Below are 21,526 nucleotides of genomic sequence, written 5' to 3' on the forward strand. Positions count from 1 at the left end.
TGGTACACCCGGCACTACACACCGCGGCCCTTCGTCAGGAAGGGTCCTTTCGCCGCCACCCGGCGCTCCGGGTGTGGAGCGAAGCTGCGCCGGGTCCGCAGTGGCAGTATGGAAGTTGGACCCTCGATTGGGAGGGCTCAGGCAGGCGAGAGGAGTGCATGATGATCGCCAAACTGCTCCGCAAGCTTTGTTTCACCCGCCACTACGGTGCGTACGGGGCCAACGCTTGGGATGCGTACGCCGGCGACGACCGGGCCTGACCGCACTACCGGTGGGCCCCCCGGGCGCCCACCGGGGGTATCGGACTGGCCAGGTACGCGAGCGTCAGGGTCGACCTCATGGACCGAGTGAACGAGCCGCCGCGGCTGCCCGAAGGCAGCTTCGCGGCCTGGAGCCACGACCGGCTGGCGCTGGCGCGCCGTGGCACTGACGAGTGCGGGGACGTCTGGCAACTGGAACCGGGTGTCTACGTAGCCGCCACGGCCGGGCCGTGTGAAGCAGTCCTTCGTCGCGCGCAGGACTTCCCCATGGCACCCTCGCCCCTCTTCCCTCCGTTGAAACGGGCGACCGGAGCACCGACACCTGCCGAGCGTGCGCACGCTCACGCCGCCCGCATGCGCGGACTACGCCCGCAGGCGGTTGCGGCCCGGATCAGTGAGATCGCGCCCGGAGCCGCCCAATTTGCCGACCAGTGGCCCACGGGCCAAGACGTCGAGATTCTGCCCCTGGTCCGGCACGCCCTGGCAGAAATCGGCGTGCGTTACCTCTTCTCCGAAGACGCTCCCACCCTGCTGCCCTTCGCCGCACGGCTCTTCCTCGCCCGGGAGGCGCTCGTACGCCCCTCGCGCTGGGTATGGCCGCGCTGGGTCCCCACACCGGCACGGCGGTTCCGCACACGGCAGCAAGTCGCCTTCACCGACGCTTTGCGGCCCGTCGTCCGCCGGCGCCGCACATCGGGCCGGCCCGGTGACGACGTGCTGGGACAGATGCTCCGCCCCTCCTCCCGCTACGGCCTCCTACCGGAAGAGGCCATCCTCGACACTCTCCCCGGAATCACCGTCGCCACCTTCGAGACGCCTTCCCGGGCAGCCGGGTGGATCCTGCTCCACCTGGCCCGGCACCCCCAGGCAGCGGACCGCGTCGCGGCCGAAGCCGCCTTGCTGCCCGCGGATCCGGCCGCGACGACCAGCACCCACCTCGACAGCCTGCGATACACCCAAGCGCTGGTACGCGAGGTGCTCCGGCTGTACCCCCCGAGCTGGCTGCTGACCCGGCGCGTCACGCGCCAGACTCAGCTCGCCGACTACACCATCCGCGCCGGGTCCACCGTTCTCGTCTGCCCCTACACCGCCCACCGCGACGCACGGGAACACTCCGAGCCGGACCGGTTCCAGCCCGAGCGCTGGCTCGATGATTCGGGCTCGCCGGCGAACCCCGGGGCCTTCCTCTCCTTCGGTACCGGGCCGCATGGCTGCGAGGGAGCCGCTCTGGCCATGGCGATGCTGACCCTCCTGACCGCGCAGACCGCCCGCTGTCACCACTTGAGCGAGCCGCCCGGACCGGAACCCAGCTACCAGGTCACCACCCTCGAAGGTCTCGCAACTACCGGCTTGCGCCTGCGTGCCACCTTGCGCAGCTACTGACCTCGGCGCTTGAAGGTGACGGCGGAGGCAGATCTTGGGAACGGCTGCGCCGGTCACTGCGAAGGTCCGCCGGTGGAACGCGCCGATCCATCACCGCGAGGCGCCGAAGTCAGTAAAGGCGGCCAGTTGCTTTCAGTGACAGACCGCGTCCAACCGCACACGCTTGGATGACCAGCCTTATGGTTCGCCCGTCGCGTGTCGCCGCTCGAACTCGTCGGCGAGCATGCCCATCATGACGAGGTCGTGGTGCCGGCCGGCGAAGAAGACGTGTTCCCGCAACCGCCCCTCCTCGGTGAAGCCGAGCCGACGAGTAAGTGCCAGCGACGCCCCGTTGTGGGCGAGGATCGCTGCCAGGCATTTGTGATAGCGCCGCTCGGCGAACATGAAGCGCAACAGCAGCACCAGGGCTTCTGCCGCGTAGCCCTTGCGCCGGTGAGCAGCGCCGATCGTGACATCAAATTCGAACCAGCCTGAACGAGGGCCGGTGCGATGTGAGCCGACCGTGCCGACCAGCTCTCCCGTGACCGTCGTTTCGACCGCCAACCGGAAGCGGTCGTCCTCGCACTCGGCAACGGCCTGCTCCTTCGCCCAGGCACGGTAGCTCCCGGCGGACCGCGGTAGCTCCAGCCGACCCCCTCCCCGTCCGTCCTCGTCCGCGAAGCGCATGAACGCTGTCCAGTCCTCGGGCTCGATGGCGCGTAGACGTACCCGTCTGCCAGTCCAGGACGATGCCATGCCCTATCTGACCACGCCGCGGTGCGCACGAGGTTGGGAGGCGCACCGAGGTGTCCCGGCCCTGCGCCAATCTCGCCTACACCGCCGGCACTGGCGACGTGCGCCACCGGCCGCGGGCCTTCATCGACGCCACCGCCCCGGTGACGGCGTCCAAGGGACCTCGGCGCAGCTGACGGCCTGCGCTCGGCTGCGGGAGCGTGCCCTCCTCCGAGGAGCCCAGTCGGCACACCCGACCGGCCGGCGAATCCTGGTACCGGGGTCATCCGTTCGAGCAGGCCGTCTCGCTGTCCACCACCGCATCTGCTGCGCCCGGCCCCGACAACGGCCACCAGGACGCCGAGCACTTGCCGGACTGCCCTGGGCAGGCCTCGCCCGGCCGGGCCGAGCGGCCGCTGCCCGGCATCTCCACCGGCACATACTGCCCCGCCCTGGTTGTGTCCGGGCCGCCTCCGTGGTGACGTGGGCTGCTCCGTTCGGCTCCCGGTATCGCGGCGCCGCGGCGGCCTTCCGGCGATCACGTCTCGTCCCAGTGACCATGTCCCATGTGGCGGCGCTGGGGCCACTCTGAGCAGTTTCGCCGGCCAGGACGCCCTGTCCTGGCTTTCGGGCCAGCCCTTCAGGAGGCAGTACGTGAGACTTCGGGTGTGTTCGAGCGCGCTGGCTACCGCCGCGCTGACCGTCGGCCTGACCGCCGCCGCGCCCCCGGCCGGCGACCAGAAGCCGTTCCTGGACGGGTTGAACACCGTGTCCACCGTCGCGTCCACCGTTCCGGAGAACGGCGACCTGAACCCGTACGGCACGTTCACCATCCGGGAGAGCGTCGGCGATCTGCATCGAGGCAACGTCCTGGTCAGCAACTTCAACAACTCGGCGAACCCCCCGGCGGGCGAGCAGGGCAAGGGCACCACCCTGGTCCAGATCACCCCGCATGGTGCAAGGACCACGTTCGCCACGATCGACCCGAACAACCTGCCCGGCCCGTGCCCCGGTGGGGTCGGCCTCACCACGGCGCTGACGGTCCTGCCCGGTGGCTGGGTCGTGGTCGGCAGCCTCCCCACCGCGGACGGCACTTCGGCCACCGCCCAGGCCGGCTGCCTGCTGGTCCTCGACAAGCACGGCACGGTGCGCGAGACGATCGCGGGGAACGGCATCAACGGCCCGTGGGACATGACCGCCGTCAGCTCCGACACGCGCAGTGAACGGGGCGGGCGGAGCTGGCAGACGGAGCTGTTCGTGACCAACGTGCTCAACGGCACCGTCGCCGGCGACGGCGCGGAGGTCGACCAGGGCACGGTCCTGCGGATCACTCTGCGCTGCGAGGGCGACGAGCCGCCGAAGCGGGTCGCTACGACCGAGATCGGCGCCGGCTTCCCCGAGCGGACGGACCCGACGGCCCTGGTGGTCGGCCCGACCGGCGTCGGCCTCGGCCGGGACGGCACGCTCTTCGTCGCCGACACCGTGCGCAGCCGGATCACCGCCATCCCGCGCGCGCTGACCCGGAAGCACAGCGACGGCATCGGACGGGTCATCACCGAGGGCGGCAGCCTCAACGGCCCGCTGGGCATGGCTCTCACACCCAGGGGCGACATCCTGACCGTCAACGGCGGGGACGGCAACATCGTCGAGACCACCGGGGCCGGTAGGCAGGTGGCGTCCAAGCAGATCAACGGCGAGGGCAACCCGCCCGGCGCGGGTGCGCTCTTCGGCCTCGCACTGGGCCTGGACCACGACGCGGTCTACTTCGTCAACAACGACGACAACGAACTCGACGTCCTGCACTGAGAATCGGGACCGCGAGGGGACGGTGCACCGGTTGCCGCGGCGGCCGGTGCACCGTCGTCGGCCGCCAGTTGCACCGTGTGGCGTCCGGTCACGATCCTCGCGTTCGGTCTGGTCTTCGCCTCGGCTGCGGCCGTCGGCTTCGCGGCGGTCGCGCTGACCGGCATGCCGCCCGCGACGGCCTTCGTGCTCGGCGCGATCCTGGCCAGCACCGACCCGGTCTGCTCGGCGGCGGTGGAAGCGTCATCGGCGCGGTCGTGGTATTCCTGTTGGAGAGCGTCGTGTTCAGCATCGTCGGCCTGGAACTGCCGGAACTCGTACGCAACCTGCCCAGCGGTAGAGCCCTGGCGGTGGCCGTCGTGCTGGTCGTGGTCCGGGTCAAGCAGGACCCACTTCCCCTCCGCATCGACGTGCCGCTCGTCGATCAGGCGGCCGTCGCTCATCGCCTTGTGCTTGGAGGCGCTGGCCTGAAGCTTCGTGCCGTCCAGGGCGACGCGGCCCATCTCGACCATGCCCAGCCTCTGCGCCAGGTGCAGCGACTGGGTGAACAGACCGGCGAGCGCGTCCAGATGGCGGCGGCGGAACCGCGAGATGGAGCGGAAGTCCGAGGTCTGGTCGGCGGCCGGGAAGCGGAACGCGACGCAGCGCGGGCAGCGGCCCGTGGTCGCGGCTCCCGGACATGGATCGTTCTCCTTCCGCGTCGGGAGGTCAGGGGCGGCCGAGGAAGTCGAGCAGCATGGCGGTCAGTTCCTCGGGGTGCTCCTCGTAGATCCAGTGGCCGGAGTTCGGGATGGTCACGCCGGTGACGTCGGAGGCGTACGTCTTGACCTGGTCGCCCTCCGCGCTGCCGAGGCTGCCCGAGGCACCGATGGCGAGCACCGGCGTCGGGAGCGGGGTCCGCTGGAACTGCGCGTCGTCGCGGATGTCCTGCGGGAACACCCGGAACCAGGACAGGCGCGCCGCCAGGTGGGCGGGGTCGCGCAGGTAGTGGGCGAACACCCGGATGTCGTCCTGGCTCACCGCGCCCGGGACGCCCTCGAACCCGCCGATGAAGCCGGCGGTCCAGGTGACCTCACGGCCCCGGATCATGTTCTCCGGCAGGCCGTCGGTCAGGTTGAAGAACCCGAAGTTTCAGACCCCGGGGCCCCGCTGGGTCAGTGCGGGGATCTGGTAGATGCTCGGGTCCGGGATCGGCGCCTCGCTGAGGACCAGCTTCTTGACGGCGGCGGGGAACTGTGCGGCGTAGGAGTAGGCGACCATCGTGCCGATGTCGTGGCCGACGATTCGCACGTCGTCGCCCTGGCCTGGCTGCTGCGGCGGTCGCCGAACATCCTGCTGATCCCCGGCACCTCGTCGGTGGCACACCTCCGGGAGAACGTCGCAGGTGCGGGACTCCAACTCTCCGACGACGATCTCGCCGAGCTGAACGAGATCGGCCGCTAGGCAGTTCGTTTGACGTCGAGGCGATCGGCCGCGCCGGCCGTACCGTCGCCGTGCTGCGGGCCGAGGACTGCCCAGCGCGAGCGCCGGCGGGCGGTTGGCAGGCCGTCGACCCTGATGGGCGGCTGGCGGGGGGTAAGACCCTGGCCCTACGTCAGCCCGTCCCCCGTACGCCGCAGGTCTGATCATGAACCCATCCCTGCGCCGTACGGGGGACGGACGTACCCGAACGGAGACTTAAGGCGATCCGAGACACCGATTCTGCACAGAGGACTGGCATGGCGCTGCGAGACGGACGAACGATTTCCCTGCTGACGGTCGGCGCGGTGACGACCGTGATCGCGGCGCTCACCCCGGTGACGGCGTTCGCGGCGGGCGGGGACCCGCTCCAGCAGTACGCACAGCAGCGACTCCGCTGGGAGCGCTGCGACACGGACGGGCCGGCGGAGTTCGAGTGTGCGAAGGTCAAGGTGCCTCTGGACTACGGCAACCCCGGGGGCCGGAGGATCGACCTCGCGATATCGCGGATCAAGGCGGGCAGCGCGAAGCAGCGGCACGGCGTGCTGCTGATGAACCCCGGTGGCCCGGGTTTCCCGGGGCTGGGCCTGCCCGTGGAGATCCAGCCGCTGCTGTCGGCGCAGGTACGGGAGCAGTTCGACCTGGTCGGCTTCGACCCGCGTGGGGTCGGGCAGAGCTCGCCGATCAGCTGCGGCCTGACGCCCGACGAGCAGGTCTTTCAACACCCCTACTCGGCAGGGAAGTTCGCCGAGGATGTGGCCAGGGCCCGGACGGTGGCCGACAAGTGCTGGGCCAAGGCGGGTGACACGTTGGCGCACATCACCACCCGCAACACGGCCCGGGACATGGACGTCGTCCGGGCGGTGCTGGGGGAACAGAAGATCTCCTACTTCGGGTACTCGTACGGCACGTACCTGGGCGCCGTCTACACGCAGATGTTCCCCCGGCGCGCGGACCGGTTCGTGCTCGACAGCGCGCTCGACCCGGCGCTCGCGTGGCGGGGGATGTTCCGGGGGTGGTCGGCGGGGGCCGAACTCGCCTTCACCCGGTGGACCGAGTGGGCCGCCGCCCGCAACAGCACGTACGGGCTGGGCGCGACTGCCGCGGAGGTCCGCAAGGCGTACTGGGACCTGATCGCCCACGCCGACCGCACGCCCGTCCCGGCGGAGGGCGGGGCGCTCAGCGGCGACGCCATCCGGTCCAGGTACGCCGAGTTCGTCCGCGTCGAGGCCGTCACGCCGTGGATCGTCGCGCTCAAGGCCGCAGCCGCGGGCGGGCCGACCGCTTCGGCCGCTTCGCCCGCTTCGGCCAGGGCGACCGGGGCGACCGGGGCGGCGGTGTCCGACGCCGCCCCGGTCCGGGCCGCCGACGAGGGCGCGGGCGCGCGGGCCGCCGACGCGGTCGACCCGGAGAACAACCGGGCCGCCGTCGTGTGGGCCGTCTTCTGCGGCGACACCCGCGACTGGCCGCGCGACCCCGAGCAGTACCGCCGGGACGCGATCCGGGACAGGGCCCGGTACCCGCTGGCCGGCGACCTGGGCGCCAACATCCAGCCGTGCGCGTTCTGGAAGCGGGCGCCCGGCGAGCCGGCCACCGTGGTGAACAACGACGTCAACGCGCTGATCGTGCAGAACCAGTGGGACCCGCAGGCGACGCTGGCCATGGCGCAGGGCATGCGGCGGGCGCTGCACGGTGCGCGGATGATCACGGTGGCCGACGGCGAGGGCCACGGCGTGGTGGTGGCCGGCCCGTCCTGCGCGAGCGCCGACGTCGACCGCTACCTGATCACCGGCCGACTGCCCGCCAAGGACCTGACCTGCGGAAGCTAGGGCTTGGCCGACAATTCGCGTCGCATCGGCGCGCGGCGGGGCTTGTCGGACAAGCCCTTCGACGGCCGGGGTGGTGCGGACGTTCGACTCGCCGCCGGCGGCCGCCGGGGGCCACCTCCGAAGGGGCCGCGTTCCGGCCGGACGGACACCCCGCGCGAGCGGGGGCGGGGCCGTATCCCCTCCGGCAGGGACGAGGGGGTGCCCGGCGCGCCGCTATTCCCCTTCCGCCGCTTCGGCCGGCATGACGCACCCCACACCAGTGAAGTACAACATTCAACATATCTGGAGGTAGCGTCGTCTCATGCCCCACCACAGCGGGGGCCGACGGTGCCCGGCCGGACGACGGCCGCAACGAGCCACCCGCCCGCGCGGGCCAGAACCGACCAGGTAGGAGAGCCGTGACCGGCCGTGTAGATCAAACGCTTGACATGGAGCTCGTGCTCGCGTCGGGAGAAGCCGTCGCGCTGCGAACCCGCCTGTCGTACCGCTCGCACGACCCGCTCGCCGTGCACGCGCACTTTCGCACCGACGCGGACGACCTGGTCCCGTGGGTCTTCGCCCGCGACCTGCTGGCGCAGGGCCTGCTCAGGCCGAGCGGGCAGGGGGACGTGCAGGTGTGGCCGGGTGGCGCCGGGCCCGAGGCGGTACTGAACCTGGCCCTGTCCTCCCCGGACGGGACCGCCTGGCTCAGGGCCCCGCTCGCGGAGGTGGCCGGCTGGCTGGAGCGCACGTACCGGCTGGTGCCCGCCGGCCGGGAGACCGACGGATGCGACCTGGACGCCGAACTGTCGCGGCTGCTGCCCGGAGCCGCCTGAGGCTCGTCGGGGGCCCGCCGGACGCGGGCCCCGACGCCGGGCGCCCGGCTCTCCACCGGTCGACCGGTTCCGGGCCCGCGACCACGACCGCCCCCCCCCTCACGGACACGCCGAACCCCGGCGCGGGCCACCCCGCCGCAACAGACGGAGCAGGAGCAGAGCCATGACAGCCCACGCCTTCGTGCGACTGCCCCTCACCACCGCGCGGTGGCGGGAGACGGCAGGCCGAGCCCTACGGCTGCCGCGCACCTCCCGGCCGACACCCCTGGGCCGGATGGCCTCGGTGCCCGCCCGGAGCGCCAAGAGCCTGATCGCGGCCGTCCTGGCCTGGGAGGCCGTCTCATGGTGGCTCCCCGGCCAGCAGCAGTACCTCGCCGCGGCCACCGCGCTCGCCATGGTCAACGCCCCGACCATCTACCGGTCGGTGACCCAGGCGCTGCGCAGCGTGGCCGCCCGGGCGGCGGGCCTGTCGCTGGCCGTGGCCGTGGTGTGGCTGCTCGGCTCGGCCGCGGGAAGCGTCGCGGCCCTCCCGGCGATCGCGCTGGTCGCCAGCGGCCGCCGGGGCTCCGAGGGCCGGCTGCAGATCGCCTCGACCGCGGTGCTCACCCTGGCGGCGGCGACGGCCGTGCCCACGGGCCACCTGGTCGCACTGACCCTGGCGACGCTGACCGGCGCCGCGGTGGGGATCGCGGTGAACGCCCTCATCCTGCCTCCGGTGCACCTGGGGGCCTCCGACGCCTCGGTACGCGGCCTCGCCGCGGCCATGGGCGAGCTGCTGGGCGACATGGGCAGCGGGCTGAGGGAGCGCCGACACGCCGACCGGGCACAGGAGTGGCTGGAACGGGGCCGGCATCTGGAGGAGTTGGCGGTGGAGGCGCAGGAGGACGTGCGCCGAGGCCAGGAGAGCCTGCGGTGGAACACGCGGTGCGTCGTGCGCGGCAGGCGGGCGCCGTCGACCCACGACGAGGCACTGCGCGCCCTGCACCGGATCTCCTTCCAGGTGCGCGGAATCGCCCGGACGCTGGCCGACACCGTCGACGACCGGCATACCGGCCACCGCCTGGGCCAGCTCTTCCTCGACCGGTACGCGGCCATCCTGGAGGCCGCAGGGCGAGCGGTGGGATCGTTCACCGGTTCCGGGATCCCCGCCGGCCCGGAGGGGGACGGGCCCCGGGAGAGGCTGCGCCGCGCCATCGAGGAGGCCACGACCTGGCACGGGATGATGACCGGCGAGATCGAGCGCGGCACGCTGACCGAGCCGGGCACCTGGCACGTGTACGGGTCGCTGATGACCGACGTCGAACGTCTGCTCGTCGACCTCGACCGCGCGGACCGCTCCCCCAAGGCCGCGCCGGACCCCCGTCCGTAGCCCCTTGCTCCGCGAGTACCAGCACGCGGCCTGAACAGGGCGGATGGCGCTTTCGCCACAAACAGGTCCGGAGCCGCGCGATCTGACAACGTTTCGGTTGCGGTGGACGGCAATCCGTTCCTGGGCCTTCCCGGCGCTACGCGACACGTGACATTTTACATGTCACACATCGAGCGGTCGCGTGCCCCAACACGCGGTCACAACGGCCCCGGAGGCCCCCACAGATGCGTCTCTCCCGGATACCAAAGGTCAGCGCGCGCAGACTCCCCGCGCTCGGCGCGGCCCTCTTCATCGCGCTCGGCCTGTTCGCGCCGCAGAGCCAGGCCGCCCCCGTCGGCGCCACGACCCCGGCCGCCGCGAACACCGCCGGACCCGCCACCCAGGCGCCGCGGTCGATCCCGGTCCCCAAGTCACCCGACGCCAGGAACAACAGCTCCTTCAAGCTCTTCGCCCAGGACCACGCCGAGGAGGCCACCGCGCCGGGCGCCCCGGTCGGCGAACCCGCCAAGGCGGCCAAGCAGTTCTCGGCCACCGCCGGGGAGCCCTGCCCGAACCTGTCCGAAGTGATCAACGCCACGGGCAGCGCGTTGGTCCAGCAGCTCAAGGCACTGCCGAACGTCCCCTGCGCCTACCCTCTGTTCAACCTCACCGGCGCCGACGCCGGGAAGGCCTTCCGCGAGTCCCAGATGGTGACCGTCGCCGACGCACTGCGCGACACCTCCGCCACCTACCCCGGCGACAACAGCACGTCCATCGGGCAGCTGGTGATGTTCCTGCGCGCTGGCTACTACGTGCAGGAGACCCGCCCGAACGAGGTCGGCAGCTACGGCGCCACCCTGGACACCGCGGCCCGCGGCGCGCTGGACGCCTTCTTCGCCGCCCCGCACAGCAAGGACGTCACCGACGCCAACGGCGACACCCTCAACGAGGTCGTCACGGTGATCGGCCAGACCCACACGCTCGGCCGGTACGCCGGCGTTCTCAAGTGGGTGCTCGGCAACTACAACAGCACCTGGCCCCAGTCGATGACCCTCTCCCTGGACCACTTCGAGTGGGTCATCAAGGACGGCTTCGACTCCAAGACCGACAGCCAGGGCTGGAAGGCCGCCCTCAAGGCCGACCCGGGCATCCTCGACACCTGGGCCGGCTTCATCACCCGCAACGACTCCCAGCTGAACCGCCTGGACATCGTCAGCAACATCGGCCGCTACCTCGGCTACGCCCTCGACGTGCCCGAGCTCAAGGACCGGCTGCGGCCGCTGCTCAAGGACCTGATCAACCGCTACCCGAACGTCGGCCCCACCGCCCCGATCACCATGAACCTGGGCTGGGCCACCCGCCAGTTCGACAAGGGCAACTGCGCTGCCTACGCCATCTGCGACCTGAGCGACCGTCTGCTCCCGGTGATCCTGCCGATCCAGCGGACCTGCAACCCGGAGCTGAAGATCCGCGCCCAGGACATGTCCCCCGGGCAGCTGACCACCACCTGCACCAGCCTGATCAACCAGGACGCCTACTTCCACAAGGTGATCGGCGACAAGGGCGCGATCCCCGGTGACGTGAACACCAACCTGGAGGTCGTCGTCTTCGACGACTACACCCAGTACTCGCTGTACGCCTGGGCCTTCTACGACATCGACGTGGACAACGGCGGCATGTACGAGGAGGGCGACCCGGCCAAGCCCGGCAACCAGGCCCGCTTCATCGCCCACGAGGCCAGCTGGCTGCGCCCCGACTTCCAGATCTGGAACCTCAACCACGAGTACACCCACTACCTCGACGGCCGCTACAACATGTACGGCGACTTCGAGGCCAGCCAGACCACCCCGACCATCTGGTGGGTCGAAGGCATCGCCGAGAACATCTCGTACGGCTACCGCAACGAGCGCAACACCGCCGCGATCAACGAGGCCGGTAAGAACACCTACAAGCTCAGCGAGCTGTTCGACACCGTCTACGGCCAGGAGGCGGACCCCGACGTCAACTCGAACCGGGTCTACCGGTGGGGCTGGCTGGCGGTCCGCTACATGCTCCAGGAGCACCGCGCGGACATCGAGACCGTGCTCACCAAGTACCGCGCCGGCGACTGGAACGGTGCCCGCACCTTCCTGAAGCAGACCATCGGCACCAGCTACGACGCCGGCTTCGCCACCTGGCTGAAGACCACCTGCGCGACCGACGACTGCGGCCCCCTGCCGGAGGCCCCGGCCCCGGCCGCACCGCTGTGCACCATCGCCGACCCGCGCCAGTTCGACAAGAACTGCCGCCGCGACAACCTCGCGGCCACCACCGGCAACTACAGCTACCACTTCCTGTACCTGCCGGCCGGCGTCAAGCAGCTGACCATCACCAGCAGTGGCGGCACCGGCAACGCCGACCTGTACTACGGCGGCAGCAACTGGGCCACCACCAGCAGCTACCAGGCGAAGTCCACCGACGCCGGCAACAACGAGACCCTGACCATCAACAACCCGCCGTCCGGCTGGGTCTACTTCAGCCTCTACGCCCAGCAGGACTTCACCGGCGTCAGCGTCACCACGCAGTACCAGTAACCGCACACCCACGACCTCGGGCGATCGGTGAAGAGCCCGGGCGTGTGAGGGTTCCCGTGCAAGTAGCCGTTGTCGTACCGATCAAGAGGCCTGCCGATCGAGCGGGAGTCTCGATCGGGTGATCGCGGTCGGTGGCGGGCACGGCAGCAGGGCCTCGTGGCAGCTCGGAGGGCGTCTACGCCGACGAGCGATCCAGGAGGTCCTGCTTTCGCGGTTTCCCGCAGTCGCGGCGGCGGGTTCAGCCCACGCTGAAGGTCTCGGCGCGGGTCGTGACGGCGGGGATCCGCGTGCACGGGACGACGGACACCTGCGCCGTGACCGGGCCACCGTTGCGGGAGAGCTCGGCCAGCAGACAGACCGTCGCCTGGGCGGAGCTCCACCCGCCCGGGTACAGCACGTCCGCCATCACACCGACCTGGACGGAGGCTTCCTTCCTGGCCGCGGTGACGACGTGCACCGCCGTGCCCTTGGCGAGCGCCTCCAGCGAATCGACGGTCTGCGGCCCGGATTCGAAGGCCGGGGCGAGCCTGGCCGCGTACGTCCGGGCGCTCGCCTCCGCCCCGGCCGCCGCCCGTACCCGGCGCTCCTCGGTCTCGACCCGGTCGCGGTGGGCGATCACCACAACGGTCGCGATCGCCAGCGCCGCGAGGACGGCGAGCCCGGTCATCACCCAGCGGACGGCTTTCATCTGATCCCATCGGGAAAGGGCTGGGTCCCGTGCAGGGCCCGGCGGGTCGGACGCTCTGTCGGGATGCGGGGGCCCATCGCCAGGCTCCCGCCTGCGCACCGACGCCGGGAGCCCGACGACAGACCTTAGCTAAGGCTTGTCCCGTAACGATCTCCGAAGGGTGTGATGTGGGCTGACCGCCCCTGCGGGGCTCGCTCGCTACGCGACCGCCATGAGGTTGTGCAGGCGGGCGATGCCGAGCATGGCGTGGTGGACGCCATCGCCCTTGAGGCGGCAGTCGCGCAGGATCTTCCATGTCTTCATGCGCGCGAAGACATGCTCCACGCGGGCGCGGACCTGCTTGCGGGAGCGGTTGTGCTCGCGTTTCCAGTCGCTCAGATCGCCGCCGACCGGGCGGCGATGTGGGATGACCAGACCGGTGCCCGGGTAGCCGCCGTCGGCAATAGTGGTGGTCTTGCCGACGGCGGCGGCGCCTGATTCGGCCCAGGCCTTGCAGCCGTTGCGGTTGCCGGGGACAGGGCGTCCGACGATTACGGCCAGCCGCCGGTCGGCGTCGATGACGACCTGGTGGTTGGTGGAGTAGCGATAGTTCTCCCGCAGCGCAGACTCCTGCTACGCCTCCCAGGCAGGGACGAGCTCAGCGACGAGTTCGGCAAGATGCTGCCGGGATATGCCCGATAGGGCGTGATGAGACAAGGCCGCGCGGGCCGATGACTTCACATCCACGGGCGCCACGCCTCGCGCCGCCTACGCCTGCCGCCGCTCCCACTGCTCCTTCGTGATCTCGTACCGCACACCCCCGTGCTCGGAACCCTCGACCGCCATCATGTCGTCCGGCGTGGGGATGTTCTCCGCGAGCGTCATCCCGAGCTTCTCCATGACGTTACGCGAAGGGCGGTTCACGGTCATCGTCTCGGCCCAGACCATGCGGATGCCGAGCTCGGCGAACCCCTTCGCCAGCAGCGCCTGCGAGACTTCGGTGGCGTAGCCCCGGCCCCAGGCCGCCTGGCGCAGGCGATAGCCGAGTTCGGCCTCCTCACGCGGGCCGCTGCGCAGCGGACGCAGGCAGAACCAGCCGACGAACGCGCCGCCGTCCTTCTCGTGCGCGGCGAACAGGCCGAGGTCATGATTCCAGCGCTCGTAGCCGGCGAGGATGCTGGGGATGGCGAGGCCGCGGACCTTCTCTGGCGGGGTTGGAGCGCCGCCGGTCAGGTAGCGCATCACCGCCGGGTCGCTGTCCAGCTCGATCAGCAGGTCCGCGTCGGCGGCGGCGAAGGGGCGGAGGGTCAGGCGCTCGGACTCGAGGTAGGTGGCCACGTGAGGATCATGGCCGAGACGGGTCGGACGGTCCAGGGAGTTTTCGGGCCGCGTCTGTCACCGGGTGGCGTGCTGGAGGAACAGCAGCATGACACGGCCGCCTTCACGTCACGGCCGAGGACCCGCCTGTATCGCTCCCCAAGTCGTAAGAGGACATCTCATTCGGAGAGTCTGCGGGTTAGGCCCCCAAATGAGATGTCCTCTTAGGAACTTCGTTCGGGCGCACAGGCCCGCCGATCGCGGGCCTGTGCGAGGAGGGAACCTCTGGCTCAAGGGGCGGCCGTCTCGATGGCAGGATGACGGGATGTTGACGAACCAGCCGTGGGCAGGGCTTCACGGTGACCTGCTGGCGGCGAAGGCACTGGTGTACGACCCGAGTGGTTACGCCTGTTCGCCCCCGGTGGCCGAACCGGAGAGTGCCGAAGACGCGGCTTGCCGGTTCACGATCGACGGCCGCTCGGTCCGGTTCCGCGCGGCCAAGACCACCCCGACGAAGGTGGGCCAGTTCGTCACCGTGTGGTTGCGCTCCGAGGAGGGACCGATCCGCCCCTTCGACACCGACGACGGGGTGGACCGCTTCGTCATCAGCTGCCGCGACGACAACGGCTTCGGGCAGTTCGTCCTCCCACGCGACGTGTTGTGCGAGCGCGACATCGTCTCCCGCAACGGCTCCGGCGGGAAACGGGGGGTTCCGCGTCTACCCGCCATGGGTGACCACGACCAATCGGCAAGCGCGCAGCACCCAGGCCTGGCAGGTGAACCACTTCCTCCACATCGGCCGGAACGGGCCTGCCGACCTGACGCGCGCCCACGCCCTCTACCACCCGTAGCCGCTCCCCTGACGGGCCGGGCACGGCCTGGGCCGCGGCCGAACCGGGACCGCGGGGACGCCGGGTCGACGTGGCCTGAGCTACGCCCCGGTCCAGCCGTTGAGGTTCTCGAAGCCGGTGTCCGTGGTGCCGGTGAACGCCAGTGCCTCGCGTCCGATGCCGAGGGCGCCGAGCAGGGTGTCGATCGCCGCTTCCACGTCGTGTGAGGCCCGGTCCAACCACACCGTCGTGTACTGGGGAGTCCCGCCCTCGAACTGGCTCAGCGCGAAGTCGGTCCGGTCGATACGGAACATGGCCACGTCCACGCAACCGAGGTCCTCCCAAGTCCGCTCCACGACCAGCCGCAGACGCGCCGCGAGCGCGCCGAGCGGCGGCTGCAGACCGGCGACGATGCGGTACGAGCCGCCCGCGATCTCCCACGCGCTGTGCTGGAGAGCGGGGTTCCGCTTGCCGCCCTGGTACTCCGGAGCCGTCTCCCAGTCCGCCTCGGGGCCCGGCACTTCGATGGCCGCCATGTCTCCCGCTCCCTCGCCTTCCGACTCCTCTGTCCAGCCTCGGCCTGGCCGATGCCCTGGGGAGGATCCCCGCTTCAGAGCCGGGCAGTCAAGGCGTCCACCGTCACCGAGTTCATCACCCTCGACCCGCCATTGCACGGCCACCCCTCGGTACGCCCCGTGCGCCTGCTCGTCTGTCGGGGTGACTTCCGGGCGCGGCCCGCTCGGGGCGGCGGTCCGGGCTCTGGTACGACGGGTCTGATGTCCGCGCCGGCGGTGGGTTCCCCGTCCGCCGGCCGTCCCGGAGGAGAGATCGCCGTGCCCGTGCCCACCACCTTCGACCACCAGGCGAAGAGCTACAGCGTCCCGCACGCCTACTGGCTGGCGAAGGCGTCCGAACTCGCCTACCAGGACGAGGCCGCCGTCGAACAGCAGGCCCGCGACTGGGGCTTCGACCGGGTGCGTCACCACCAGACCCGGTTCACCCCGCCCTTCCCGCTGGAGGACACCCAGGCCTACACCATGGCCAGCGACCACATGATCGTCACGGCGTTCCGCGGCACCCAGCCGGCCGAGATCCGCGACTGGCTCTCCGACTCCTCCACGCCGCCCTGGCCCGGCCCCGCCCGCACCGGCTACGTCCACTACGGCTTCGCCGAAGCGCTGGAGTCGGTCTTCCCGGACGTCCTGGACGCCCACGCCCAGCTGCGCACCAACGGCCAGAGCGTGTGGTTCACCGGCCACAGTCTCGGCGGAGCCCTGGCGATGCTGGCCGGCGCCCGGTTGTACCTGGAGGACCCGCGCCTCCAGGCCGACGGCATCATCACGTTCGGGCAGCCCCGCACCTGTGACCGGCTGCTCGCCGCCGCCTGCAACGAGGGCTTCAAGGGGCGCCTGTACCGGTTCGTCAACAACAACGACATCGTGCCCCAGCTGCCGCCGGAGCCGGCGTTCACCCACGTCGAGGCGCTGAAGTACATCGACTCCTCGGGCCGGCTCCACGACTCCATGGGCCTGGTCGCCGGGCTGGCCGACCGTGCCAAGGGCCTGACCGCAGACGCGTTCGCTCCGGCCACGGCCGGTGTGCGCGACCACGCGATGAAGCGCTACCTCGCGGCCCTGGAACAGAACCTCGCCTGACGGGGTCAGGCCCTGCGGGCGGGACGTTCGGGGCAGGCAGGGAGGGCGGGCCGAGGGCCGGGTGAACCGATGGTACGAACAGCCTCCCCCGGTAGCGACGGGCACACGGCCGTGTGTGGATGGTGACGGGCCGCCGCACCACGGCCGTCCGATCCGCCCTCACCATTCGCACCTCGAAGGGTTCCACCCATGCGTACCGCGCACCGCATCCTGGCCGTCTCCGTCCTCAGCCTCCCGCTCGTCATCGGCGCGGCGACCACCGCCTCCGCCGCCGCGCCCGACAACATCCCCACCGTCAACTTCGACAGCGGCGTGTTCGCCGTCGGCCCGAACGGCAGCGCCCTCCAGGTGACCGAGAACGAGTTCGGCCCCTGCGGCTCCACCTTCCTCACCGGCGCCGTCGCGGTCGGCGCGGGCGGCGTCGCGGGCATTGCGACCGAGACCGGCATCAGCGTCCCCGGGCAGGGCTGACCCCACCCGCACCCGCACCGCGGCTGCCCCGGGAGCATCCCCGCCCCGGGGCAGCCGCCCGTCCGAGCCGGGACAGGCCGTCCGGTGCCTGGTGCGCGGTCACCGAGCGGCCCAGGCCGAGCAGGCGGGCTGGTGCCAGGTCCTCTGGACCACCTCGCCGCCGGGCAGCCTGTGCTCGCTGTTCCAGGTCCGGCAGCACGCGGTGGCAGGTCGGCGCGGCGCGGACGGCACCGCGGGACCGGTGGCCTGGCGGGCGGGCAGGGGTGCGAAGGCCGGCTTGCCGGGGCGGCCCCGACGGCGCCTGGTGGAGGAAGTCGTCATGCCCGCCGTTCTGCCACCCCCGGCTCCCGTCCAACCTCTCCTCACCCGAACGGATGAGCAGCCCGGGCCGGGCCGCCCCGATCCCGGTCCCGGGCGTCGGGTGAGGCGTCGGCGGGCGAAGCCCCGTCAGCCGGCCTGCGGGCCGGGCGGACCGGGGGCGGGCCGCAGGGGGAAGTGGCAGGCGGCCAGGTGGTCGTCGGGGCCGAAGGCGGTCAGCGGTGGCTCGACCTCCGCGCAGATCTGCTGCGCCGCCGCGCAGCGGGTGCGGAAGCGGCAGCCGGACGGCGGGTCGATCGCGGACGGGAGTTCCCCGGCGACGCCCCGGCTGCTCTTGGCCTTCTCGACCACCGGGTCGGCCACCGGGATGGTGTCCAGCAGGCCCCGGGTGTAGTGGTGCACCGGGCGGGCGTACACCGACGGCGCGGGGCCTATCTCGACCAGTTTGCCGAGGTACATCACGCCGATCCGGTCGGACAGGTACCGGACCACGGACAGGTCGTGCGAGATGAACAGGTACGACAGTCCGAGTTCGCCCTGAAGGTCGCTCATCAGGTTGAGGACCTGCGACTGGATCGACACGTCCAGGGCCGAGACGGGCTCGTCCGCGACGATGAGCTTGGGGCGCAGGGCCAGTGCGCGGGCCAGTCCGATGCGCTGGCGCTGGCCGCCGGAGAACTCGTGCGGGTAGCGGTCCAGGGCGGTGAGCGGCAGGCCGACCAGGTCGAAGATCTGCCGGATCCGCCGGTCGCGCTCGGCCTGGCCGTCGACCCGGTGGATGTCCAGCGGCTCGCGCATGATCGATTGGACGGGCATCCGGGGGTTCATCGCCGCGTAGGAGTCCTGGAACATGAGCTGGACGTCCCGGCGCAGTCGGCGCCGCTCGGCCCGTGGTACGAGGGCCAGGTCGCGGCCCTCGAACACCAGGCTGCCGCTGGTGGGCCGCTCCAGGCCGACGATGAGCTTGCCGACGGTGGTCTTGCCGCAGCCGGACTCGCCGACCAGGCCGAGCGTCTCTCCCCGGCGGACCGTCAGGGAGATGTCGGCCACGGCGCTGACCGCGCCGACGGCCCGGCGCAGGATCAGACCGCTGGTCACCGCGTACTCCTTGACCAGGTTGTCGATGCGCAGCAGCGGCTCGGCCGGTGCGTCCTCGGGCGCCGCCGGGGCCCGTACCGCCGTCTCCGGCTGCGGCGCCGCGGCGGTGGGGCGGCCGCCCGGCTCGGCCTCGCCGACCGGGAAGTAGCAGGCGTAGCGGTGTTCCGGGGTCTCCCCGGACAGCGGCGGCTCCTGCGTGTGGCACTGCTCGGTGGCGTAGCGGCAGCGTGCGGCGAAGCGGCAGCCGGGCGGCGGGGTGGTCAGGTCCGGTGGCAGGCCGGGGATCGAGTAGAGCCGGCCGCCGGACTCGGCGAAACGTTCCGGCAGCGATTCGAACAGTGCCTCGGTGTACGGGTGGCGGGGGTTGGTGTAGAGCTCCTCGGTCCTGGTGGTCTCGACGACCTTCCCGGCGTACATGACGGCGATCCGGTCGGCCCGTCCGGCGATGACGCCGAGGTCGTGGGTGACGAGGATGACGGCCATGCCGAGCTGCTGCTTGAGGTGGTCGATGAGTTCGAGGATCTGCTTCTGGACGGTGACGTCCAGGGCGGTGGTCGGCTCGTCGGCGATGAGCAGTTTGGGCTCGTTGGCCAGGGCCATGGCGATCATGGCCCGTTGGCGCATCCCGCCGGACAGTTCGTGCGGGTAGACCAGGGCCCGCTGGGCCGGGCTGGGCATCCCCACCAGGGACAGCACCTCGACGGCGCGCTCGTGCGCCTCCTTCCGGGAGGCCCGGCGGTGGATGCGCACGGACTCGGAGATCTGCCGGCCGATGGTCATCGTCGGGTTGAGCGAGGTGGTCGGGTCCTGGAAGATCATCCCGATGTCGTTGCCGCGCACCCGGTCCATCTTCTCGGGGCCGAGCGCGAGCAGGTCGCGGCCGTCGAGCAGGACCCGGCCGTCGACGACGCTGCCGCCGTTCGGCAGCAGCTGCATGATCGACATGGCGGTCATGGTCTTGCCGCAGCCCGACTCGCCGACGATGCCGAGGGTCTCGCCGACGTCCACCGCGAGGTCGACGCCGTCCAGGGCGTGCACCACCGAGCGCTTCAGCCGGATCTCGGTGCGCAGGCCGGTCACTTCGAGGAGCGCCACTGCTGATCCTCCGTCGGGTTCACCGCTTCTGCAGCCGGGTTTCGAAGGCGTCGCGCAGGGCGTCGCCGATCACGTTGAAGCACAGGATGATCAGGATGATCACGGCGGCGGGCGGATAGATCATCCACCAGCAGCCCTGGCCGGCGAAGGTGGTGCCGACGTCGAGCATGCCGCCCAGGTCGTTGTTGGGTGCCTGGAGGCCCAGGCCGATGTAGCTGAGCGTGGACAGGGCGAAGACCGCGTCGGCGATCGAGAACGTGGTGTTGACGATCGTCGTGCCGATGGTGTTGGGCAGGATGTGCTTGAGCACGATCCGCCGGCCGCCCGCGCCCATCATCCGGGACGCCGACACGTACTCGCGGACCTTGATGGCCAGGGCCTCGCCGCGGACCAGGCGGGTGATGCCGAACCAGGAGGTCAGGCCGACCTCCAGGATCAGCATGGCCTTGCTCTTCCCGTAGACGCTGCTGAGGTAGATCAGCAGGAAGATCAGCGGGAAGGACATGAAGGAGTCGATCACCCGCATCATCAGCGCGTCGATCCAGCCACCCAGGTAGCCCGCGACCGCGCCGTAGAGCGCGCCGAGGACGGCGGCGATCAGGCCGGCGGCGAGGCCGATCTCCAGGCTGGTCTGCCCGCCGACCATCACCTTGCCGAGTTCGTCGATGCCGTCGTTGTCCGTGCCGAGCGGGTGCCCGGCGCCCGGCGGCAGGGTGACGGCGGAGAGGTTCACCACCGAGGTGTCGGCGTGGTAGAACAGCGGGCCGAGGAAGCAGAAGGCGATGATCGCGACCAGGACGGCGACGGCGACCAGGGCCAGCCTGTTCTCGGCGAAGACCTCCGCGCCGCGCCGGAGCATCGAGCGGGGCCGCCCGGCCGGCTCCCCGCCCGGGGCGGAGGCGGGCCGGCCTTCCGCCGGATCGTGTGTCAGGGCCATCAGGTGAGCCTCACTCGTGGGTCCAGCACGGCGTAGCCGAGGTCGGCCAGCAGCGAGCCGACCACGGTGGTCACCGCGGTGAGCAGGGTGGCCGCCAGGGTGATGCCGTAGTCGTTCTGCAGCGCGGCACGGGTGGTCAGCAGGCCGATGCCCTGGATGTTGAAGACGTACTCGACGATCAGCGCGCCGCCGACCAGCGCGGGCAGCGAGAGGCCGACCAGGGTGACCATCGGGATCAGGGCGTTGCGCAGCACGTGGCCGTACAGGGTGCGGCGCCGGGAGGCGCCCTTGGCCTGGGCGGACCGCACGTAGTCCTGGGTGATCTGGTCCAGCACCCCGGAGCGCATGTAGCGGCTGTAGCCGGCCACGGTGGTGACGGTCAGGGTCAGGACGGGCAGGCAGACGGCCCCGGGGTGGGTGAGCGCGTCGCCGAAGGTGGCCACCTGGTCCTGTACCGAGACCCAGTGCAGGTCGTCCTCGAACCACTGCTGGATCAGGAAGCCGATGAAGAACGTCGGCACGCCGTAGGCGACGAAGGAGAACACCGTGAAGGCGTGGTCCAGCACGCTGTTGCGGCGGGTGGCCTGGAGCAGGCCCGCCGGCACCGCGATCAGCAGCGCGAGCAGCAGCGAGGCGCCGACGATGTAGGCGGAGGCGCCGAGGGCGTTGAACAGCAGGTCGGAGATCGGGCGCTGCTGGATGTAGTCGAAGCCCAGGTTGCCGTGCAGCAGGCCGTCCAGCCAGGTCCAGTACTGCACGTAGACGGGGCGGTCCAGACCCATCTGCTGGGTCAGGTGGGCGATGTTGGCCGGGGTGGCGTGGGAGCCGAGGATCGCTCGGACCGGGCCGCCCGGCATGAGCTGCATCAGGCCGAAGGAGATGACGGTGACCATCAGCACCGTCAGGAGGGCCTGGAACAGCCGTCGGATGAGGTAGGCCGTCACCGCCGCCCCCCGAG

18 protein-coding genes and 4 pseudogenes are annotated in these 21,526 nt (G+C 71.1%); 10 read left to right on the forward strand and 12 right to left on the reverse strand.

Features of this window, described 5'->3' with window-relative positions:
- Window positions 1-338 precede the first annotated feature (338 nt).
- A complete protein-coding gene (locus ACFVTF_RS06020) occupies window positions 339-1,643 on the forward strand; it encodes a cytochrome P450 (protein ID WP_387809647.1) in 1,305 nt (434 codons plus the stop codon).
- A 177-nt stretch (window positions 1,644-1,820) separates the two neighbouring features.
- Here ACFVTF_RS06020 and ACFVTF_RS06025 read toward each other — a convergent pair whose 3' ends face one another.
- Window positions 1,821-2,378, reverse strand: coding sequence for a GNAT family N-acetyltransferase (locus ACFVTF_RS06025; RefSeq protein ID WP_387809650.1), 558 nt, complete (start codon window positions 2,376-2,378; stop codon window positions 1,821-1,823).
- 630 nt (window positions 2,379-3,008) lie between these two features.
- Between ACFVTF_RS06025 and ACFVTF_RS06030 the strand changes: the two genes are divergently transcribed.
- Complete coding sequence (locus tag ACFVTF_RS06030) at window positions 3,009-4,160, forward strand: hypothetical protein (protein ID WP_387809653.1); 1,152 nt, start codon at window positions 3,009-3,011, stop codon at window positions 4,158-4,160.
- 395 nt (window positions 4,161-4,555) lie between these two features.
- Here the strand turns inward: ACFVTF_RS06030 and ACFVTF_RS06035 are convergent.
- From ACFVTF_RS06035 to ACFVTF_RS06045, 3 genes and pseudogenes are all read right to left on the reverse strand, one after another.
- Window positions 4,556-4,813, reverse strand: a pseudogene (locus ACFVTF_RS06035) (IS1182 family transposase); the annotation flags it as partial.
- Window positions 4,814-4,865: 52 nt separating this feature from the next.
- Entirely contained in the window at window positions 4,866-5,246 is a 381-nt protein-coding gene (locus ACFVTF_RS06040) for an alpha/beta fold hydrolase (protein ID WP_387809656.1), read from the reverse strand.
- Between the two features lie 42 nt (window positions 5,247-5,288).
- Window positions 5,289-5,447, reverse strand: coding sequence for an alpha/beta fold hydrolase (locus ACFVTF_RS06045; protein ID WP_387809658.1), 159 nt, complete (start codon window positions 5,445-5,447; stop codon window positions 5,289-5,291).
- A gap of 3 nt (window positions 5,448-5,450) precedes the next feature.
- On the opposite strand from ACFVTF_RS06045, the pseudogene ACFVTF_RS06050 reads away from it, so the two are divergent.
- From ACFVTF_RS06050 to ACFVTF_RS06070, 5 genes and pseudogenes are all read left to right on the forward strand, one after another.
- Window positions 5,451-5,600: pseudogene (locus tag ACFVTF_RS06050) on the forward strand (aldo/keto reductase); the annotation flags it as partial.
- Between the two features lie 323 nt (window positions 5,601-5,923).
- Entirely contained in the window at window positions 5,924-7,444 is a 1,521-nt protein-coding gene (locus tag ACFVTF_RS06055; RefSeq protein WP_387809661.1) for an alpha/beta hydrolase, read from the forward strand.
- Between the two features lie 428 nt (window positions 7,445-7,872).
- The gene (locus tag ACFVTF_RS06060; RefSeq protein ID WP_387809664.1) at window positions 7,873-8,259 is read left to right on the forward strand and encodes an SsgA family sporulation/cell division regulator; all 387 of its coding nucleotides are present in this window, start codon (window positions 7,873-7,875) and stop codon (window positions 8,257-8,259) included.
- Between the two features lie 163 nt (window positions 8,260-8,422).
- Window positions 8,423-9,628, forward strand: a complete 1,206-nt coding sequence (locus tag ACFVTF_RS06065) for an aromatic acid exporter family protein (protein ID WP_387809666.1) — start codon at window positions 8,423-8,425, stop codon at window positions 9,626-9,628.
- A gap of 224 nt (window positions 9,629-9,852) precedes the next feature.
- Window positions 9,853-12,180: a collagenase gene (locus tag ACFVTF_RS06070; protein WP_387809669.1), complete on the forward strand. Its 2,328-nt coding sequence runs from the start codon at window positions 9,853-9,855 to the stop codon at window positions 12,178-12,180.
- A 238-nt stretch (window positions 12,181-12,418) separates the two neighbouring features.
- Here the strand turns inward: ACFVTF_RS06070 and ACFVTF_RS06075 are convergent, their stop codons facing one another.
- The 3 genes and pseudogenes from ACFVTF_RS06075 to ACFVTF_RS06085 form a co-directional block, all read right to left on the reverse strand.
- On the reverse strand, window positions 12,419-12,868 hold the full coding sequence (locus ACFVTF_RS06075; RefSeq protein ID WP_387809671.1) for a hypothetical protein: 450 nt from the start codon (window positions 12,866-12,868) through the stop codon (window positions 12,419-12,421).
- 198 nt (window positions 12,869-13,066) lie between these two features.
- Window positions 13,067-13,462, reverse strand: a pseudogene (locus ACFVTF_RS06080) (transposase); the annotation flags it as partial.
- 153 nt (window positions 13,463-13,615) lie between these two features.
- Window positions 13,616-14,185 carry a GNAT family N-acetyltransferase gene (locus ACFVTF_RS06085; protein ID WP_387809674.1) on the reverse strand — a complete coding sequence of 190 codons (570 nt, stop codon included), beginning with the start codon at window positions 14,183-14,185 and terminating at the stop codon, window positions 13,616-13,618.
- A gap of 304 nt (window positions 14,186-14,489) precedes the next feature.
- Here ACFVTF_RS06085 and ACFVTF_RS06090 point away from each other — a divergent pair.
- A pseudogene (locus ACFVTF_RS06090) lies at window positions 14,490-15,015 on the forward strand (MepB family protein).
- Window positions 15,016-15,095: 80 nt separating this feature from the next.
- Here ACFVTF_RS06090 and ACFVTF_RS06095 read toward each other — a convergent pair.
- Window positions 15,096-15,530: a hypothetical protein gene (locus tag ACFVTF_RS06095; protein WP_387809676.1), complete on the reverse strand. Its 435-nt coding sequence runs from the start codon at window positions 15,528-15,530 to the stop codon at window positions 15,096-15,098.
- A 297-nt stretch (window positions 15,531-15,827) separates the two neighbouring features.
- Between ACFVTF_RS06095 and ACFVTF_RS06100 the strand changes: the two genes are divergently transcribed.
- Both ACFVTF_RS06100 and ACFVTF_RS06105 read left to right on the forward strand, forming a co-directional pair.
- Window positions 15,828-16,649, forward strand: a complete 822-nt coding sequence (locus ACFVTF_RS06100; RefSeq protein ID WP_387809679.1) for a lipase family protein — start codon at window positions 15,828-15,830, stop codon at window positions 16,647-16,649.
- A gap of 189 nt (window positions 16,650-16,838) precedes the next feature.
- Window positions 16,839-17,120: a hypothetical protein gene (locus ACFVTF_RS06105; RefSeq protein ID WP_387809681.1), complete on the forward strand. Its 282-nt coding sequence runs from the start codon at window positions 16,839-16,841 to the stop codon at window positions 17,118-17,120.
- A 99-nt stretch (window positions 17,121-17,219) separates the two neighbouring features.
- Here ACFVTF_RS06105 and ACFVTF_RS06110 read toward each other — a convergent pair whose 3' ends face one another.
- The 4 genes from ACFVTF_RS06110 to ACFVTF_RS06125 form a co-directional block, all read right to left on the reverse strand.
- The gene (locus tag ACFVTF_RS06110) at window positions 17,220-17,441 is read right to left on the reverse strand and encodes a hypothetical protein (RefSeq protein WP_387809684.1); all 222 of its coding nucleotides are present in this window, start codon (window positions 17,439-17,441) and stop codon (window positions 17,220-17,222) included.
- Between the two features lie 126 nt (window positions 17,442-17,567).
- Window positions 17,568-19,631 (reverse strand): dipeptide ABC transporter ATP-binding protein, encoded by a 2,064-nt coding sequence (locus ACFVTF_RS06115; protein WP_387809687.1) that lies wholly within the window; start codon window positions 19,629-19,631, stop codon window positions 17,568-17,570.
- A gap of 19 nt (window positions 19,632-19,650) precedes the next feature.
- The gene (locus ACFVTF_RS06120) at window positions 19,651-20,568 is read right to left on the reverse strand and encodes an ABC transporter permease (protein WP_387809690.1); all 918 of its coding nucleotides are present in this window, start codon (window positions 20,566-20,568) and stop codon (window positions 19,651-19,653) included.
- Window positions 20,568-21,512, reverse strand: a complete 945-nt coding sequence (locus ACFVTF_RS06125; protein WP_363581283.1) for an ABC transporter permease — start codon at window positions 21,510-21,512, stop codon at window positions 20,568-20,570. The genes ACFVTF_RS06120 and ACFVTF_RS06125 overlap by 1 nt, the downstream gene beginning before the upstream one ends.
- Window positions 21,513-21,526 lie beyond the last annotated feature (14 nt).

It is taken from the genome of Kitasatospora sp. NPDC057940 (genome assembly GCF_042887425.1).
Lineage (GTDB): Bacteria > Actinomycetota > Actinomycetes > Streptomycetales > Streptomycetaceae > Kitasatospora.

Coding starts and splice junctions, on each gene's coding strand:
- ACFVTF_RS06020 (WP_387809647.1), top strand. CDS start 339: ATGGACCGAGTGAACGAGCCGCCGCGGCTGCCCGAAGGCAGCTTCGCG.
- ACFVTF_RS06025 (WP_387809650.1), bottom strand. CDS start 2,378: ATGGCATCGTCCTGGACTGGCAGACGGGTACGTCTACGCGCCATCGAG.
- ACFVTF_RS06040 (WP_387809656.1), bottom strand. CDS start 5,246: ATGATCCGGGGCCGTGAGGTCACCTGGACCGCCGGCTTCATCGGCGGG.
- ACFVTF_RS06060 (WP_387809664.1), top strand. CDS start 7,873: ATGGAGCTCGTGCTCGCGTCGGGAGAAGCCGTCGCGCTGCGAACCCGC.
- ACFVTF_RS06065 (WP_387809666.1), top strand. CDS start 8,423: ATGACAGCCCACGCCTTCGTGCGACTGCCCCTCACCACCGCGCGGTGG.
- ACFVTF_RS06070 (WP_387809669.1), top strand. CDS start 9,853: ATGCGTCTCTCCCGGATACCAAAGGTCAGCGCGCGCAGACTCCCCGCG.
- ACFVTF_RS06075 (WP_387809671.1), bottom strand. CDS start 12,868: ATGAAAGCCGTCCGCTGGGTGATGACCGGGCTCGCCGTCCTCGCGGCG.
- ACFVTF_RS06095 (WP_387809676.1), bottom strand. CDS start 15,530: ATGGCGGCCATCGAAGTGCCGGGCCCCGAGGCGGACTGGGAGACGGCT.
- ACFVTF_RS06105 (WP_387809681.1), top strand. CDS start 16,839: ATGCGTACCGCGCACCGCATCCTGGCCGTCTCCGTCCTCAGCCTCCCG.
- ACFVTF_RS06110 (WP_387809684.1), bottom strand. CDS start 17,441: ATGACGACTTCCTCCACCAGGCGCCGTCGGGGCCGCCCCGGCAAGCCG.
- ACFVTF_RS06120 (WP_387809690.1), bottom strand. CDS start 20,568: ATGGCCCTGACACACGATCCGGCGGAAGGCCGGCCCGCCTCCGCCCCG.